Source organism: Mucilaginibacter sp. P2_A4 (assembly GCF_056405015.1).
In genome coordinates this window covers 122,585-138,525 of the sequence record NZ_JBFUCX010000004.1, presented here as the reverse complement: position 1 = coordinate 138,525, position 15,941 = coordinate 122,585, and the positions used below count along the sequence as shown (strand labels likewise).

At 42.4% G+C, this 15,941-nt stretch carries 15 protein-coding genes; 9 read left to right on the top strand and 6 right to left on the bottom strand.

From position 1 onward, the window contains the following. Window positions 1-133: 133 nt before the first annotated feature. From AC1DYB_RS09620 to AC1DYB_RS09610, 3 genes are all read right to left on the bottom strand, one after another. Window positions 134-1,225, bottom strand: coding sequence for an acyl-CoA dehydrogenase family protein (locus AC1DYB_RS09620; protein WP_477434410.1), 1,092 nt, complete (start codon window positions 1,223-1,225; stop codon window positions 134-136). A gap of 18 nt (window positions 1,226-1,243) precedes the next feature. Continuing rightward, window positions 1,244-1,891: a nicotinamide riboside transporter PnuC gene (pnuC, locus tag AC1DYB_RS09615; RefSeq protein WP_477434408.1), complete on the bottom strand. Its 648-nt coding sequence runs from the start codon at window positions 1,889-1,891 to the stop codon at window positions 1,244-1,246. 102 nt (window positions 1,892-1,993) lie between these two features. Beyond that, a complete protein-coding gene (locus AC1DYB_RS09610) occupies window positions 1,994-4,447 on the bottom strand; it encodes a TonB-dependent receptor (protein WP_477434406.1) in 2,454 nt (817 codons plus the stop codon). 669 nt (window positions 4,448-5,116) lie between these two features. Here AC1DYB_RS09610 and AC1DYB_RS09605 point away from each other — a divergent pair. The 9 genes from AC1DYB_RS09605 (at window position 5,117) to AC1DYB_RS09565 (ending at window position 13,122) form a co-directional block, all read left to right on the top strand. Then, entirely contained in the window at window positions 5,117-6,187 is a 1,071-nt protein-coding gene (locus tag AC1DYB_RS09605) for an acyltransferase family protein (RefSeq protein ID WP_477434404.1), read from the top strand. A 168-nt stretch (window positions 6,188-6,355) separates the two neighbouring features. Then, a complete protein-coding gene (gene aspS / locus AC1DYB_RS09600) occupies window positions 6,356-8,101 on the top strand; it encodes an aspartate--tRNA ligase (RefSeq protein ID WP_477434402.1) in 1,746 nt (581 codons plus the stop codon). Between the two features lie 70 nt (window positions 8,102-8,171). Then, on the top strand, window positions 8,172-8,648 hold the full coding sequence (locus tag AC1DYB_RS09595; protein ID WP_295714728.1) for an FKBP-type peptidyl-prolyl cis-trans isomerase: 477 nt from the start codon (window positions 8,172-8,174) through the stop codon (window positions 8,646-8,648). A gap of 105 nt (window positions 8,649-8,753) precedes the next feature. Beyond that, window positions 8,754-9,215 carry an FKBP-type peptidyl-prolyl cis-trans isomerase gene (locus AC1DYB_RS09590; protein WP_477434399.1) on the top strand — a complete coding sequence of 154 codons (462 nt, stop codon included), beginning with the start codon at window positions 8,754-8,756 and terminating at the stop codon, window positions 9,213-9,215. 112 nt (window positions 9,216-9,327) lie between these two features. Next, a complete protein-coding gene (locus AC1DYB_RS09585) occupies window positions 9,328-10,635 on the top strand; it encodes an amidohydrolase (RefSeq protein WP_477434397.1) in 1,308 nt (435 codons plus the stop codon). A gap of 99 nt (window positions 10,636-10,734) precedes the next feature. Next, window positions 10,735-11,244, top strand: a complete 510-nt coding sequence (locus AC1DYB_RS09580; RefSeq protein ID WP_477391468.1) for a nuclear transport factor 2 family protein — start codon at window positions 10,735-10,737, stop codon at window positions 11,242-11,244. A gap of 24 nt (window positions 11,245-11,268) precedes the next feature. After that, entirely contained in the window at window positions 11,269-11,934 is a 666-nt protein-coding gene (locus tag AC1DYB_RS09575) for a hypothetical protein (RefSeq protein WP_477434395.1), read from the top strand. 7 nt (window positions 11,935-11,941) lie between these two features. Further along, complete coding sequence (locus tag AC1DYB_RS09570) at window positions 11,942-12,805, top strand: hypothetical protein (protein ID WP_477434393.1); 864 nt, start codon at window positions 11,942-11,944, stop codon at window positions 12,803-12,805. A 2-nt stretch (window positions 12,806-12,807) separates the two neighbouring features. Then, on the top strand, window positions 12,808-13,122 hold the full coding sequence (locus tag AC1DYB_RS09565; protein ID WP_477434391.1) for a low molecular weight protein tyrosine phosphatase family protein: 315 nt from the start codon (window positions 12,808-12,810) through the stop codon (window positions 13,120-13,122). Window positions 13,123-13,357: 235 nt separating this feature from the next. Here AC1DYB_RS09565 and msrA read toward each other — a convergent pair whose 3' ends face one another. The 3 genes from msrA to AC1DYB_RS09550 all read right to left on the bottom strand — a co-directional run bounded on the left by msrA (window position 13,358) and on the right by AC1DYB_RS09550 (window position 15,894). Next, on the bottom strand, window positions 13,358-13,846 hold the full coding sequence (msrA, locus tag AC1DYB_RS09560; RefSeq protein WP_477434389.1) for a peptide-methionine (S)-S-oxide reductase MsrA: 489 nt from the start codon (window positions 13,844-13,846) through the stop codon (window positions 13,358-13,360). Between the two features lie 151 nt (window positions 13,847-13,997). After that, window positions 13,998-15,332 (bottom strand): carboxypeptidase-like regulatory domain-containing protein, encoded by a 1,335-nt coding sequence (locus AC1DYB_RS09555; RefSeq protein WP_477434387.1) that lies wholly within the window; start codon window positions 15,330-15,332, stop codon window positions 13,998-14,000. Beyond that, the gene (locus AC1DYB_RS09550; RefSeq protein WP_295714752.1) at window positions 15,322-15,894 is read right to left on the bottom strand and encodes an RNA polymerase sigma factor; all 573 of its coding nucleotides are present in this window, start codon (window positions 15,892-15,894) and stop codon (window positions 15,322-15,324) included. The genes AC1DYB_RS09555 and AC1DYB_RS09550 overlap by 11 nt, the downstream gene beginning before the upstream one ends. Between the last annotated feature and the right edge of the window lie 47 nt (window positions 15,895-15,941).

The following is a 15,941-nucleotide window of genomic DNA, read 5'->3' as shown; positions in this document are numbered from 1 at the left end:
TTTGAATCGGCCAAATATCAGCAATGAAATTAAATAGCTATGTGAAGTTTTTGTTAATTATAGCTTATTGTTACAAAAGGCCCCGGCCGACTTTCTCTCAAAAAAAAGGTCACCATGAGTAATGTTGTTGTTGTTAAGCGAGGCTAAATGTTAGCAACGAATGCTGGCTTGCGGTATGCAGATCACGCCATACCTGGCTAATTTCAGTATCGGGGTTTGCAGCGTGTAAGCCGCAATAGGGGTATAGCTGGTCAACACATTCGCGTGCTGTTTTGGCCAGTTTCCGGCTGCTTGTGCTTACTTCATTTAGATGGAAGTTGTCCCCGGTCAATTCTCCTTGCCAGGAGGCGTCAACAGCATGGTAAAAAACTTCGCGGGCATGATGTAGCTGCTCCGTTAGTTTGGTAAGTAATTGTTTTATAATTCCTTTTTGGGCGATGCTTAAACGTTTGCCCAATTGTTTTTCTTCAAATATTGGTTTGCAGAGATCCAGGAAATGGACCGCTAAGCCGGAGATATTGGCGGCAAGGGTTGCTTCGGCCAGCTGTAAAAACGGGTATTGATATAGAGGCTCATTAACTACTGCAAATTCGGGGTCAATTTTAAAACACCTGTTGGCATTAACAAAAAGATCTTTTACCTCATAGGCATCACTGCCGGTTGCCATCATGCCAATGTATTTCCAGGCGGGCAAAATTTCCACATCTTTCCTGTCGAAAATAAAGGGGAGGATCAGTTCGGTGTCATCATCATTTAAAACAGTTTCTTCACCGTTTTTAATAATGCAGTTGGCTGTTATATGTGTGGCATGATGTACACCGCTGGCATATTTCCAGGTGCCATTGATAATATAGCCGCCATTGGTAATAGTTGCAGTACCCGTGGATGCCCCGCTGCCGGCCAAACATAAATGCGGATTGCTTAATAACTCATGGGCTATATCGGCAGATAAAAACCCGCCAAACCAGCCGGCCCCGCTGCATAAGGTTACCACCCAGCCTAAACTGCCGTTGGCCCAGGCCAGGCTTTCTTCCAACCTTACCATATCCGGTAAAGCAAGTTGCAAGCCTGAATAGACTTCAGGAACAAGGAATTTAAACCAGCCCTGCTCATATATCAACTTAAGTTGATCGGGATGCAACATACCCTGCTTTTCGGCTTGTGGTGCTGTATCGCGGATTGTTTTTACCCAGTCGGGTTTAAGATGATATGAAGGATGGTTCATTTTAGAATTAGGATTAATTTAAGAATAAACACCTTTTGTCTTAACTCTTGACTCTTCACTCTTTATTGTTTTCCCCCAGTCAAAATAACCCAAAAAGGCTATCACAAATAAAAAAATGGTGAGCAGTGTAAACATGGGTAGGTGTTTATAAAACAGAATAGGAATAGCAAACAGGTTTGATATGTTGAGGAATATCCAGTTCTCTATTTTTCGGCGGGCCAGCAGCCACATGCCTGCCCAGGCCGTTGATGATATCAACGCATCCCAAACCGGTACGTTTGATGGGGTAAAGTATTTGGCAGGGAGGTTTTTGAGCAGTACATAAAAAAACACCCAGCCAATAACAGCTATTGCCAGGCTTATCATCCACTCGGTTTTATTGCTCCGGCTGATTTTTACTGGCGGTTCGTTGCGGCGTTTTATCCAGTACCACCAACCGTAAATACTCATTACTACATAATAGGCATTGAGGATAGACTCCGCATAAAGGCCCACATCCATCAAAAGATAAATAGCTATAGCGGTGCCCAGGATGCCTGCGGGATAAAGCCAGATATTGTTTTTACGGGCCAGTAACACTTCGGCAACACCCAGTGCAACGGCAAGCCATTGCACCCAGGTGGTTTCCTTTATTTGTTCTATAAAAAGAGATAGCAGGTTATGCATTATCGTGCCTCTTTAAATAAGTGAATTTGTTTCATTGCAATTCGTATTATCTACCATGCATTAATTCGTGAAATTCGCCCAAATTCGAGCCATTCGCGTGTATTAAAAATTCAGGCTCAGTGATGCCATAAAATTGCGCGGCGCCTGCGGGAAATAGTAATTATAATTTACCACATGCCCGCTCTCGATATCGGGATAGGTAGCACCGTTGGCCTCATACTTTTTGCTGAAAATATTATTAACCTGTAAACCCAAACCAATGTTTTTAACCGAGCTGATACTGAAATTATACCGCAGCCTTACATCGCTTGTAAAATAGCTTTTAAGGTAACGGTTAACTGCGTAAGGGTTACCCAGGTTATCGGGCGCTATGTTAAAGCCTGCCGGGTTTTGGTTCATTGTATTATCTAAATATTGCTTGCTCACATATTTGCCAATAAAAGCAATCTCGCCGCCTTTAATAGGGCTATAGCTGATGATGCTTGCCCCTGTAAGCGATGGCGAATAGGCAATTGTTGTTGTTTTAAAAGTTTCTTCAACCAGTGTGCCATCATCATAATTGGAGAAAAACTGGTGATAGTTCTTGATCTTGTTGGCGCTCCAGGTAGCGGTAAGTCCCCAGTTAAGCTGGCTGGTTATCCTTACTTTACCATCCAGTTCGATACCCGCACGGTAGCTGTTATCCACATTTGTACGGATCTGCGAACCTACATCATTCAGCGCTCCTGTTAGTATCAATTGATTTTTATACAGCATATAAAACGCGTTGATGCCGCCGCTGAAAATTTTGCCTACGGTGCGATAACCGGCTTCAAAATCTTTCAGGTTTTCGGCTTTAGGTCGCTTTTGCGGAGGTGAATTTACATAGTCATCCCGGTTTGGCTCATGGTTGCCTACAGCAAATGACGCGTATACATTGCTTTGTTCATTAAGCTGATAGGTGATACCCACTTTAGGGTTAAAGAAATTCAGTTCGGCGCTTTGCTGGGCATTTTGCAGGTTTCTGTCAATGCCGTAAAAGTTGTAGTAAATATGGCGGTACTGTACATCGGCATACAGCAAAACATCATTCAAATGCCACTCGGCACGGTAAAAAATATTAAAGTCGTTCTTTTTAGCATTGTCGCGGTAGTATTCATAATTTGGACCGATACCCGCGCTCTCTTTGGTATAAATAACGTTGCCATAATGCGCGCCCGAGTATTGGTTATAAGCGCCACCCAAAGTCATGTTCAGGTTGCTTTCAGGCTGATATTTTAAGGCATAGGTAACGCCATAAAATTCATTATCCAACCAGCGACGGCGGGCCAGATCGGTATTGTTGATGGTATCAGTACCAATGATTACCGGTTTTAAACCATAATTGGCTACAGCATCCTGCTGGCGATACTCTTCGTAATAGCCTTTGCCTTTGGTATAGTGCAAAGCGCCGCTGAATGATAGCTTGCTGCTTATTTTTTGATCATACAGTAACTGGTAGTGGTTTTGCAGGTAATCATCAACCTGGTCTTTATAAAACGAGCCATCGGCCATTAAACCCAGTTCATTATAAGTGCGATTGTCTGAGCGCGTATTATCGCCTATCACATAATCGGCAATACCGTTCCAGGCCTGGTAGGTACGCTCATGGCCGGATATGACGTTGGCCCTGATGGTGCTGTTTTTACCGTACCAGGCAGCGCTCAGGTAAAGTGATTTTAAATCGGATGTTGCCCTGTCAATATAGCCATTGGAGTGAATGCGCGACAAACGGCCATCTAAACTAAAATGCCCACCCAGTAAACCGGTGCCCGCATTAACAGTATTTTTGATAGAACCGTAAGAGCCTGCCGATGTATTGATCTCGGCATAGGCGGTATCTCTGCGGGTGGTTGTTTGAATATTGATGCTACCGCCAAATGCACCGGCGCCGTTGGTTGATGTACCAACACCGCGCTGTACCTGGATGTTATCAACAGACGAGGCCAGATCGGGCAGATCAATAAAGTATGATCCCTGGCTTTCAGCGTCATTCAACGGAATTCCATTGATGGTAACGTTAACCCTTGTGGCATCAGAACCACGGATGCGGATCCCGGTATAGCCTATACCAGCGCCTGCATCAGAGGTAGTAACTACTGATGGCGTAAGGCTTAAGAGGTAAGGCAGATCCTGCCCGAAGTTATTTTTAGCCAGATCTTTTTTGCTGAGGTTGGTAAAAGCAGTGGGCGAGTTTTTAACCGCCCGGGTGGCGCTTATGGTCACCTCTTCGGCAGCAAACGTATTGCTGTTGAGGGTTAAGTTAATAACTTCATTAGCACCTATAACGATGTTTTTACTAATAGTTTGATAGCCAATGTAACTGGCATTAAGCTGGTACTTGCCGGCTTTAAGGTTGCTAAGCTGGTACTTGCCGGCTGCATCTGCAATAGCGCTGGCAGCAGGATTGGTAATGGTGACTGTTGCGCCGGGCAGTGCTTCGCCAGATTGGTTAGTGATTTTTCCGGTTATGGAAAGTTGGGCCGATGCCAAAACGGGCAACAGCAATACGGCGATGGCCAGGTAGAAAAACTTCAAAATGTGTAAAAAAATTAAATTAGTTAAACCATCTGCTCACCAGGGTACAATGGCAGTACTCTTAACATGTTACCTCTCCCTACGCCGGCATTACCCGGATCAGGTGCGAGCCCTCTTTCCCTTTAGGGGCGGGAGGCTCTGGGTTTGATCTCAGCCTGTCTTTCAGTTTGGTTAAAACAATTTGTTTTGATTACACCAAAGCAAGGCACCCCTTGAGAATTATTGCGCAAAGGTAGGGATTTAGTCCGAAAGTAATGGAGCGCAAGATTTTTAAGGCTCTTTCCTATAAATACCCTCTACAAATCAGGTGGCGGCTTACGGTGCAAGCGGCATTTTTTATTTTGCACACAACAGATGTTGGATCGTGGCTATCAGCTTGAATTATTTAATGCATTAGCCCTTGTATACCAGGGAAATCGCTTTTAAACAGGAGGCACCTACGGAGCCAAGAAGCAATGTCTTTTTGCTATAAACACGTAACTCCGCTGGAGTTGGAAATGGTTGGTGTGTCATTGACTCCGTAGGAGTATCGTGTTTATGGCACGACAAAACCCCAAAGCCAGGCTCCATAGGTGCCTCCTGTTTGTTTTTAATTTTAAAAGTGATTTCCCTGCCTTTGTGTACGGCTTAGTTGCCCGTTATAAAAAATAGTATAGTTTTGTTTTGAAAATGATAACCGTAAAACAATTAGATGCCGGCAGGAACAATAATTTTGATTTGATCAGGTTCATTGCGGCCACGCTGGTTATTTTCTCACATTCATATTGGCTAACCGGTAATGAAGCCAACGAACCAATGGGCAAGTTTTGTGGTATCGTTAATTTTGGATCATTGGGACTTAAAGTTTTCTTTGCTATTAGCGGTTACTTAATAACCAAAAGCCTTTACAGGCAGCCTTCACTTAATAGTTTTGTTTGGGCGCGCCTGCTACGTATATTTCCAGCATTGCTTTTTGCGGGTATTTTTTGCAGTTTGGTTATAGGGCCAATTTGTACAACCTTACCATTGGCCCAATATTTTGCAAATAGCGACATATATTACTTTGTATTGCACATGGCTACATTGCACGGTAATTTTTATGTGTTGAAGAGCGTTTTTGCCTCCAATCTTATATCTATAAGTGTTGATGTACCGCTATGGACGTTGCCCGCCGAGCTGTTCATGTATTTTTGTGTATTGCTGTGGGGCGTAGTGTTGGTGCTTTTAAAGAAACAATTCAAAGACCTGCTGTTGTTGCCTTTAATAATTATAGTATATATTATTTGGTGGGGTATACCAAATTCGCCCGAATTTGGTAAGTATCTTAGTAGTTGGGGATTGGTGTTTTTCCTGGGAGCTATGTGCTATTTATTTCGCCATAAAATAATTGTTAGTATACCGCTGTTGCTGGCCATGTGCGTGTTTTTTATCGTCCTGTTTCATTTCAGATTTCCTTTTATCGATACTGTGCTTAATATAGTGGTCATATACGGCATCATGGTTTTTTCCTATCACCCAAAATTGCAGGTAAAAGGCTTTCATAAGCTGGGTGATCTTTCGTACGGGCTTTATATTTACGCATTTCCAATTCAGCAATTGCTGGCCTTGAAATTCCCGGCGTTAAAACCTGTCGAACATTTCTTATTGTCGTTTCCGCCAACGCTGGCTATCGCCGCTTTATCCTGGTATTTTGTCGAAAAACCGATGTTGGGCCTAAAATCAATAAAACTATCTGGGTTTAATAGGTATTTTACCCGGTAAGTATATCAGCATCTTATTATTGCACCAGATCTGGCACCTGTTTACAGTAATTACACAATAGCGTGCCTGTTTGAACACACTTTTGATTCAACAAATTCAAATTCCGAAATCGAACATTCCAAATCCGAAATCAAAAACTTACTTTTGCGAACTTTTATAAATATAGTTATGCTTAGAACTCACACCTGCGGCGAATTAAATATCAGCAACTTAGGCCAATCGGTTACTTTGTGCGGATGGGTACAAAAATCGCGCGATTTGGGCGGTACCACGTTTATTGATATGCGTGACCGTTATGGTTTAACCCAACTGATTTTCAATACAGATACAGACGCCACCCTGCGCGAAAAAAGCCGCGAGCTTGGTCGTGAGTTTGTGATCAAGGTAACCGGTAAGGTGCTTGAACGCTCCAACAAAAACACAAAAATATCCACCGGCGAAATTGAAATTGCCGTGGAGGATATAGAGATACTAAACTCGGCTAAAACCCCGCCTTTCCAGATTGAGGATGATACTGATGGCGGCGAGGAGCTTAGGGCCAAATACCGCTATTTGGATTTGCGCCGTGCGCCAATACGCAACAACCTCATTCTGCGCCACAAAATGGCACAGGAGATTCGCAAATATTTAAGTGATCTTGAGTTTATTGAGGTAGAGACCCCGGTATTGATCAAATCGACACCAGAGGGTGCCCGCGATTTTGTGGTGCCAAGCCGCATGAACCCGGGCGAGTTTTATGCTTTGCCGCAATCGCCGCAAACATTTAAACAGTTACTGATGGTAAGCGGTTTTGACCGTTATTTCCAGATAGTGAAATGTTTCAGGGATGAGGATTTGAGGGCTGATCGCCAGCCGGAATTTACGCAGATTGACTGCGAGCTGTCTTTCATCACCCAGGAAGATATCCTGAATATTTTTGAAGGTTTAACCCGCCACCTGTTTACTACGGTAAAAGGCATCGACCTGGGCGATTTTCCGCGCATGCAATATGCTGATGCTATGCGCCTGTACGGTTCTGATAAACCTGATGTGCGTTTTGGGATGGAGTTTGTGGAGCTGAATGATATTGTTCAGGGTAAAGGCTTTGGCGTTTTTGATAATGCCGAGCTTGTTGTAGGTATTAACGCAAAAGGTTGCGCCCACTATACCCGTAAACAATTAGATGAAATAACCGAATGGTTAAAACGCCCGCAAATTGGTGTTACCGGCATGATCTATTGCCGCTATAACGAAGATAGCACGCTAAAATCATCGGTTGATAAATTTTACAGCGAAGATGAACTGACCAACTGGGCAGCGGCATTTGAAGCTGAAAAGGGCGACCTGATGCTGGTATTAGCCGGCCCTGCAGATAAAGTACGTAAGCAACTGAATGAGCTTCGCCTGGAGATGGGCAACCGCTTAGGCTTACGCGATAAAAATAAATTTGCACCACTTTGGGTATTGGATTTTCCGTTACTGGAGTGGGACGAAGAAACCAGCCGTTACCATGCCATGCACCATCCGTTCACCTCGCCAAAACCAGAGGATATTGCCCTGCTTGATACCGATCCGGGAGCTGTACGTGCAAACGCGTATGACCTGGTAATAAACGGTACCGAGGTTGGCGGTGGATCTATCCGTATCCATGACCGTGCTACCCAGTCGCTGATGTTTAAGCACTTAGGTTTTTCTGCAGAAGAGGCGCAAAAGCAGTTTGGCTTTTTGATGGATGCCTTTGAATTTGGCGCACCTCCGCATGGTGGTTTAGCTCTTGGGTTTGATCGCCTGGTATCTATTTTCGCCGGTTTGGATTCTATTCGTGATGTAATCGCGTTCCCTAAAAACAATTCGGGCCGCGATGTGATGATCGATTCACCATCAACGATAGCTGATACGCAGATGAATGAACTTAAAATTAAAACAACGGTATAAATAAGTTTTTTTGAATTGTAGCGTTTGTTGTGGTTAAAGCGTATTCAAATTAAACTGATCTTTATTTAAAATGAAAAAAATTCTATTCTTATTTTTACTACCGTTAGCTATTTTTTCTTCGTGCTCAAAAAACAGCGATGTTGTACCTTATGATGCTGCTAAACAGGCGGCCATTGATGATGCTACTATAAAAACCTATCTTACCGCTCATCCGGAAATTACCAATGTGAAGGATACTTTAGGCGTTTATTACCAGGTTATTACGCCGGGAACAGGCGTGTATCCTACAGATGCATCAACAATTAATGTAAATTATACCGGCACACTGCTTGATGGCACCCAGTTTGATGCCAATACAAATTATTCCCAAACATTAGGAAATTTAATATTGGGATGGCGAATAGTATTGCCACATGTAAGAACCGGGAGTAAGGTTTTAATGCTTATTCCATCAGTTTATGGCTATGGTAACTATGCAACCGGAAAAATACCTCCTAATTCTGTTTTGTTATTTTCGGTTACGCTAATAGCGCCCAATAACCAATAATATTTTTAATTATTAAAAGAGGCCTGGAATTGTTAATTCCGGGCTTTTTTAATTTGGTATATTTCCGATGTTTTAATACACCTAAAAAGGTTAGTGATTATTTGAATGAAGAATTTATTGTTACTGCTATTTATTGCATCCATTGCAATAACCTCCTGCTCTCGCGCACCGTCTGTTGATAAGGTAAAGCAAGCCAAAATCGATGATTCAGTTATCCGCGTTTATCTTTCAAACAACCCTATGATCAAAGCGGTTAAAGATCCATCGGGGCTGTACTACCAGGTTGTTAAACAAGGTACGGGCGCTTACCCCAACAGCAATTCAATGGTGACCGTAAATTACAAGGGCAAACTGATCAATGGCGGGCCCTTTGATTCAGCTAACGGTTTTTCCAGTTCACTTGATGGATTAGTAAAGGGCTGGCAAATAGGTATCCCACATGTAAAAGCAGGGGGTAATATTTTGTTATTTGTTCCCTCGGCTTTGGGTTATGGTCCAAGTGGTGGTGGTCCTATACCCGCAAATGCAGTTTTGATATTTGATATCGACTTGGTTAGTTTTAAGTAAACCATCAAAATTGGCCCGCGGGGGAGGGTTGGAACAGTGCCTGAAATATGCTTACGCATGTGTTAGTACATTCAAAGTATTGTTCTTATATTAACTGTTCCAAAAACTCCCTATGAAAACAAAATCGATCTTGTTTTTTTTATTGTTTGCAGTACAGGCATTTGCACAAAATGCTGCCCGCATAACACAGGTTAGTAACAAGGCCGATGCCCTAAAAGACCAGGTAATTGCCTGGCGGCGCGATTTTCATGAGCATCCCGAACTTGGTAACCACGAGGTACGCACATCAGCTATTATCGCTAAACATTTGCAGTCGCTGGGGATCGAGGTGCAAACAGGCATAGCCACAACGGGGGTAGTGGGCATTTTAAAGGGAGGTAAACCCGGCCCGGTAGTCGCTTTACGTGCCGATATGGACGGGTTGCCTGTAATTGAACGCACAGATGTACCTTTTGCATCGAAAGTAAAAACTACCTATAATGGGCAGGAAGTTGGCGTTATGCATGCCTGCGGTCATGATTCGCACATGGCTATTTTAATGGGCGTGGCACAGGTGCTTTCCACTATGAAAAGCGAGTTGCATGGTACCGTTAAATTTATTTTTCAGCCCGCTGAAGAAGGGGTTGAACCCGGTCAAAAAGGCGGTGCGGAGGAAATGGTGAAAGAGGGTGTACTTGAAAATCCTAAGGTTGATGTGATTTTTGGTTTGCATATCAACTCACAAACCGAGGTTGACAAGATCACCTATCGCCCGGGCGGAACAATGGCCGGGGTTAACGATATGCAGATCATTGTAAAAGGACGATCGGCACATGGAGCCTACCCGTGGTCGAGCATTGATCCTATAGTGGTTGCAGCCGAGATAATCAATAACCTGCAAACCATTGTAAGCCGAAACATCAACGTTACCGAAAATCCGGCGGTTGTAACTATTGGTGCTATAAAAGCGGGTAATCGTTCAAACATTATACCCGAGAGGGTGGAGATGCTGGGCACCCTGCGCTCTTTTACCGCGGCCGACGAAAAGCTATTAGTTGAACGCGTTACACAAATAGCAACCAAAACTGCTGAAGCTCAGGGGGCCACCGCCGAAGTGAAGATACCTTACAGTAATCATTACCCGGTTACTTATAACAACCCGGAGCTTACCCAAAAAATGCTGCCCAGTTTGCAAAAAACGGCAGGGGCCGAAAATGTATTATTGCGCCCGCCGGTAACCGGGGCCGAGGATTTTAGCTTTTTCCAGGAAAAAGTACCGGGACTGTTTATCTTTTTAGGCGGAATGCCTAAAGGAGGTGATCCGCTTACTGCACCATCACATCACACACCAGATTTTTATATTGATGAAAGTGGTTTTACTTTAGGTGTTAAGGCTTTGTGTAATTTAACGTTAGATTATATGGCATCCAAAGGGAAGTGATATAATGAAGTATTTTATAGGATTGGTTCTCTTTTTATTTGTAATTGATGCTTAACTTTATAAATTCAATTTCGAAAAGAATGGGCTACATTAACTGATATGATGAGGAAGAGCATATTTACTATGGTGCGTGTGGGCCTGTTATTGATTTTGATAACCGGGCAAAAAGCCATGGCGGCAGGTGTGAACTTAGCCGATACTGTTAAAAAACTAAACCCCGAAGTTCTGCAATCCGTTAATACGGTGTTAAAAGCATGTTATACTTTTGATATTGATAAAGTTACCGATATGTACGCGCCAAACGCGGTTGTTACCGATGAGCAACAACCTTTTTCGTGGAATGGCCAGCTGGCTGGTGTGCAGTGGGTAAACTCGGTTCAAAAGGCTGTTCAGGAATTTAAAATAAAGGATTTTACAGTTATCGTTAAACGGATCAAGATTTTTAGGCAAACAGAGGAGTTAGCCTATTTAATTGTCCCGGTTGAATATACGGGCACAGTAAACGGTGATCCATTTAATGAAGAAGGCGCATTTTCTTTCGTGTTTCGTATCGTAAGTGGTAAATGGCTCATCAAGAGTCAGGCCTGGGTGCCCAAGAATGGCCTGTGATCTATTTAAACATCAACTACTTATATGGAGCCTGTACTTATATTGTTTAAAAGGTTTAATGATTTAGCCCTTGCCAATGCCCTTACTGCGGTATTGGATGAGCACGGAATTGAATATACCATTGAAGAAATAGGTACATCATTTGATCCCGCTTTCAGGCGAACCGAGCTATCAAGCGAGTTTTCTGTAAAAATAAAAGCTGAAGATTTTAAAATAGTGGATCAGCTGCTGAAGGATAGCGAAATTGAAAATATCAACAACGCGGATCATGATCATTATTTGTATGGCTTTACAGATGAGGAATTGATGGATATACTTGCAAAAGCCGATGAATGGAGCGCTTTTGACTATCAGCTGGCCCGTAAAATACTTATAGAACGTGGGGTTTCCATCAATGAAAAAATGTTAACCGACCTGAAAGCCGACCGCCTTGAAGAACTAAAAGCACCCGAACCATCGCAAAAAACATGGATAATTGTGGGCTACCTATTTGCCCTGGCCGGCGGCATATTGGGCATTTTTATAGGCTGGCACCTGGCAACCTACAAAAAAACATTACCTGATGGTGAACGGGTATATGGTTATAATGAAAACGACAGGCAGCAAGGGAAATGGATTTTTTATATTGCTATCGCGATTTTTGTGATTAGTATTATTTATAAAATAGCGCCGGTATTTACGGAAAATTAACGGCCACATGAAAAGAAAGATACTACTATTATGTGCGTTAACGATTTATGCGATAGCAGCAGCAGCCCAACAAAAAGACATTTCCAGGGTAACTGATAGTATAGTTAATGAGGGCAAGGCTCTTTTTCGCTCTGAATGGGCTTCATGGTATGGAACAGATATATTTTTAGAAAAATGTAAAGATAAGCGTGACCAGGTTGGCGGCTATTTGTCCTATGAAACCCAAAATGGTTTAGCAAATGTATTTTTCTCAAAAGGGGAAAAGCCAGCTGTATTGGGCACAACTTTGTTTGGTAATGATTTTAATGAAAACAACTACAAGTTTGATACCGTAGTTCGAAAGCTCAGTGAAATAGAGCAGGAATTATACAACATGAGGCAAGTCGCCATTAAGCGGGTTAATACTGATACTACATTTAAATATTATAAAAATACAAGCCTAAATCCTGTGCCCATAATTATAAAAGGTGTTAAAAAGGTGTATGTTTTAACTGGTACGCATGAGCAGGGAGTGGTTGTTTTTGGTAATGATTATCTTATAAACTTTGACAATGACGAGGTTGTAAGTGTGAATAAATTGCACAAAAATATTATTCCGGCTTACTTTACTAATGTCCCTGCCGATAGCATTAAGAAGGAAGTTTCTTCAATGCATTCACATTTGCCCCAAACCGGTGATTTTATTACGGCAACAGATATTTGCACCTTAATGCTTTATGAAAAGCTAACCACCTGGCAGCAGTATTATGTTATATCGGAAAAATATGTATCTATATGGGATTGCAAAAAAAATGATCTTTTTGTAATGACAAGGGAAGCGTGGAAAAGAATCGCTGACGATCAGGCTATCAGGCATCCAAAAAAACAATAAACTTGGCCAATCTCCTCTTCATCTGTAGTAAAAACCAATGGCGCAGCCCTACTGCCGAGTTACTGTTTAAGGATCACCCGGAACACAAAGCGTATTCCGCGGGAACAAGTGATAAGGCACGTACGCGGGTGAATCAAAAAATGATTGACAGGGCTGATGTTGTGTTTGTAATGGAGCGCAAGCACAAGGAATTGCTTAAACAACGATTTGAAATGGGTAACAAACCTTTAATTGTACTTGATATTGAAGACGAGTACCAATTTAACGACCCGGAGTTGGTGAAGATATTGCAGCTTGTATTAAGCGATTATATCTAAGACGTTGTCTAAATTTGATTTATTAACTTTTAATGAAACACATAGCCATGCGTCATTGTGAATCCATCAGGAGTAACCCTGAAAAGATGGCGATGACGTATAGCAAGCGCTTTCGTAGAGACGCATATTTGCGTCTCCAGTTATACAGAGCGGATTTGCCTTTCCGATTTGCACGCTGGAGACGCAAATATGCGTCTCTACAAAAAAAATACTAGTCTCAACAACTTTGTAATTGCTACAGTTTCCAGTCGGGCCTTTCAAAGTGGCAGGTATATCCGTAGGGGTGTTTCTTTAAATAATCCTGGTGTTCCTCTTCGGCGTTCCAGAAATCAGTTGCGGGGACAACTTCTGTTACTATTTTCCCTGGCCACTTACCAGAGGCTTCCATATCTGCAATTAAAGCTTTGGCAGTTTCGCGTTGTGTTTCATCCAGGAAAAAAATGGCGGACCGATAAGAGGTACCGATGTCATTTCCCTGCCTGTTGCGTGTTGTTGGATCATGAATTTGGAAGAAATATTCAAGCAGTTCACGATAAGGCAAATGTGCGGGATCAAATATAACCTCTATTGCTTCGGCATGTGTTCCGTGATTTTGGTAAGTTGCATTACGTACATCACCGCCTGTGTATCCCACTACTGTTGAAATAACACCCGGGTAATTTTTAATAAGGTCTTCTACACCCCAAAAGCAGCCACCGGCCAAAATCGCTTTTTCAGTATTCATATGGCTTCGTTTTTTAATAGATTAAAGGTAGGGTACAAATGGGTAAACGGCAAGGGTTAATGTGAAATGATGTGGTCTGTGAATCCCGCAAATCATCATTAAAGGTAAACCCGCTATTATGTGGTGATTCCTGAGGCTAACCCCTTGATTGTTATTTTTGTTGCTGGAATTTTACCTTAACTGTAACTTCTTCGGGTTTGCCCGTACTGTTCCCTACCCAGGTGGGGCCAGCCTTTATCAGATCAATAGCTTTTTGATCGGCTGTGGGGGTAAGGCTTTTTTTGATCTTAAAATCGGTCAATGATCCATCGCCATTAACGGTAAATGTTACGCTAACGGTACCGGTAACTTCTCCGTTGGGTAAAACGGCATTGGCCTGCAGGTATTTTTTAAGGGCGCTCATATTGCCTTGTGGGTGGGCGTTTACAATAGCTTCTTTTTTTACACTTCCGTAGCCAACCGCAACTTCATTTAGGGCGCCATCGGCAGGGTTAAGTTCAACTTTTAGGCTATCCCCGCCTTTTACGCTCACCTGTTTAGGTAAATATCCAATGGATGCTATGGCTAATGTTTGTTTATTGCTGCTTGCCGGCATTGAAAAATAGCCGTTCACATCGGTCACGGTACTTTTATTGGTTCCCTCTATCCTAACGGCCGCGCCAATAACAGGAGCGCCATCGGTTTTGCCAATAATTATTCCATTTATACTGTTATAGCCAAACTGAGTTTTGGAATCTTTGGAGGTTACTATGGTTAAGCCATCAACTTTGCCCTTTAGTTTAGATTCAAAAGGAGCAGAGGCTTTGTCCCGTGCTTTTTTTGCAAGTGCTGCCAGGCTATCGCTATTGTTCTTCGCTTTTGGGGTTTCGGTATAATTTGATGCTACTATCTCGCTTGCAGATACAACTTCTTTATCATCATCAGTTTGCTCTTTTGGTTTTGCAACTGCAAACATAGGAGCTGGCGGCAGGCTGGCGACTGTATTATTATCGCCCGATGATATTTCGTCCTGGTAAACAGATTTATTGCCCGATTTTACTATCGTGGTTTGTTTTGCATTTTGAGTAAGCAGAGGAGCCTGGACAACGGTAACAGGCTTAGCCGGTGTTACGGTATCCTTTAACTCAACATTTGTTTTATCTTTTTTAAGCGTGACCAGTTGTTGATCGGCAGTTTTTTCGGTTACCGGAGCTTTCCTTAACCACAAGGCGCCAATGGTTAATATCACCAAAACAGATGCTGCTATTGACCATATTTGCCATGAAAAAACACGACCTTTCTTTGGTTCAATGCGCTGATGTAATCTTTCGGTCAGTTTGGCCAGGTTGACCTGCTGGTCTTCGGGAGCTGCTTCAAAACCTTCAATTGCATCCATTAAAAAAGGATCATCAAGCGCTTCCCGTTCAAGCCTGTGCATAGCTTTGGCATCAAGCTCCCCGTTAAGGTACTTCCTGATCTGCAATATGTCGGCTTTTTTAGTATTCACTTTTCTTCTCCAGGCAAATTTTAAGGTTGCGCTTACCGTTTTGAATGTAACTCTTTACTTCATTCAGGCTAAAATTGGTTATATCGGCTATTTCTTTATAGCATTTCTCTTTTAAATAAAATAAGTCGATGCTTTGTTTTTGTGCACCGGCCAGTTTATCAATACACTGTTCTAAGGCTTTATAAGCTTCTTCGCGGTTATTATCATCAGGATGCAAAAACGGGGTAAATTCCATAACGTCATCTAAATTAACCACTGTTAATTTTTTGCCCGCCCTTAATTGCATTAAGCAATAATTGCGCCCCAATACATATAGCCAACTCCTGAATGTGTTGATGTGATGATTTTTAACCTTTATTATCAGCTCCTCAAATATCCCCATCACAGCATCTTTGGCCAGGTCCTCATCTTTCAGATATTTTAAACAAACGCCATAAACCAAAACCATATATCTTTCATATAGTTTTCCTAAAGCCGCCACGTCGCCGTTGTTACGGTATACGATAAGCAGTTCTTCATCCGTTGATGTGTCTGTTTTACCTGGTTTAATAAAATTGGTCATTAAAAAGTGCAAAATAAAATTTTAAAACCACTTACGGAAATTAAGAA

Coding starts and splice junctions, on each gene's coding strand:
- msrA (WP_477434389.1), bottom strand. CDS start 13,846: ATGAATACTGAAAAAGCGATTTTGGCCGGTGGCTGCTTTTGGGGTGTA.
- AC1DYB_RS09585 (WP_477434397.1), top strand. CDS start 9,328: ATGAAAACAAAATCGATCTTGTTTTTTTTATTGTTTGCAGTACAGGCA.
- AC1DYB_RS09605 (WP_477434404.1), top strand. CDS start 5,117: ATGATAACCGTAAAACAATTAGATGCCGGCAGGAACAATAATTTTGAT.
- AC1DYB_RS09590 (WP_477434399.1), top strand. CDS start 8,754: ATGAAGAATTTATTGTTACTGCTATTTATTGCATCCATTGCAATAACC.
- aspS (WP_477434402.1), top strand. CDS start 6,356: ATGCTTAGAACTCACACCTGCGGCGAATTAAATATCAGCAACTTAGGC.
- AC1DYB_RS09575 (WP_477434395.1), top strand. CDS start 11,269: ATGGAGCCTGTACTTATATTGTTTAAAAGGTTTAATGATTTAGCCCTT.
- AC1DYB_RS09580 (WP_477391468.1), top strand. CDS start 10,735: ATGATGAGGAAGAGCATATTTACTATGGTGCGTGTGGGCCTGTTATTG.
- AC1DYB_RS09595 (WP_295714728.1), top strand. CDS start 8,172: ATGAAAAAAATTCTATTCTTATTTTTACTACCGTTAGCTATTTTTTCT.
- AC1DYB_RS09620 (WP_477434410.1), bottom strand. CDS start 1,225: ATGAACCATCCTTCATATCATCTTAAACCCGACTGGGTAAAAACAATC.
- pnuC (WP_477434408.1), bottom strand. CDS start 1,891: ATGCATAACCTGCTATCTCTTTTTATAGAACAAATAAAGGAAACCACC.
- AC1DYB_RS09570 (WP_477434393.1), top strand. CDS start 11,942: ATGAAAAGAAAGATACTACTATTATGTGCGTTAACGATTTATGCGATA.
- AC1DYB_RS09550 (WP_295714752.1), bottom strand. CDS start 15,894: ATGACCAATTTTATTAAACCAGGTAAAACAGACACATCAACGGATGAA.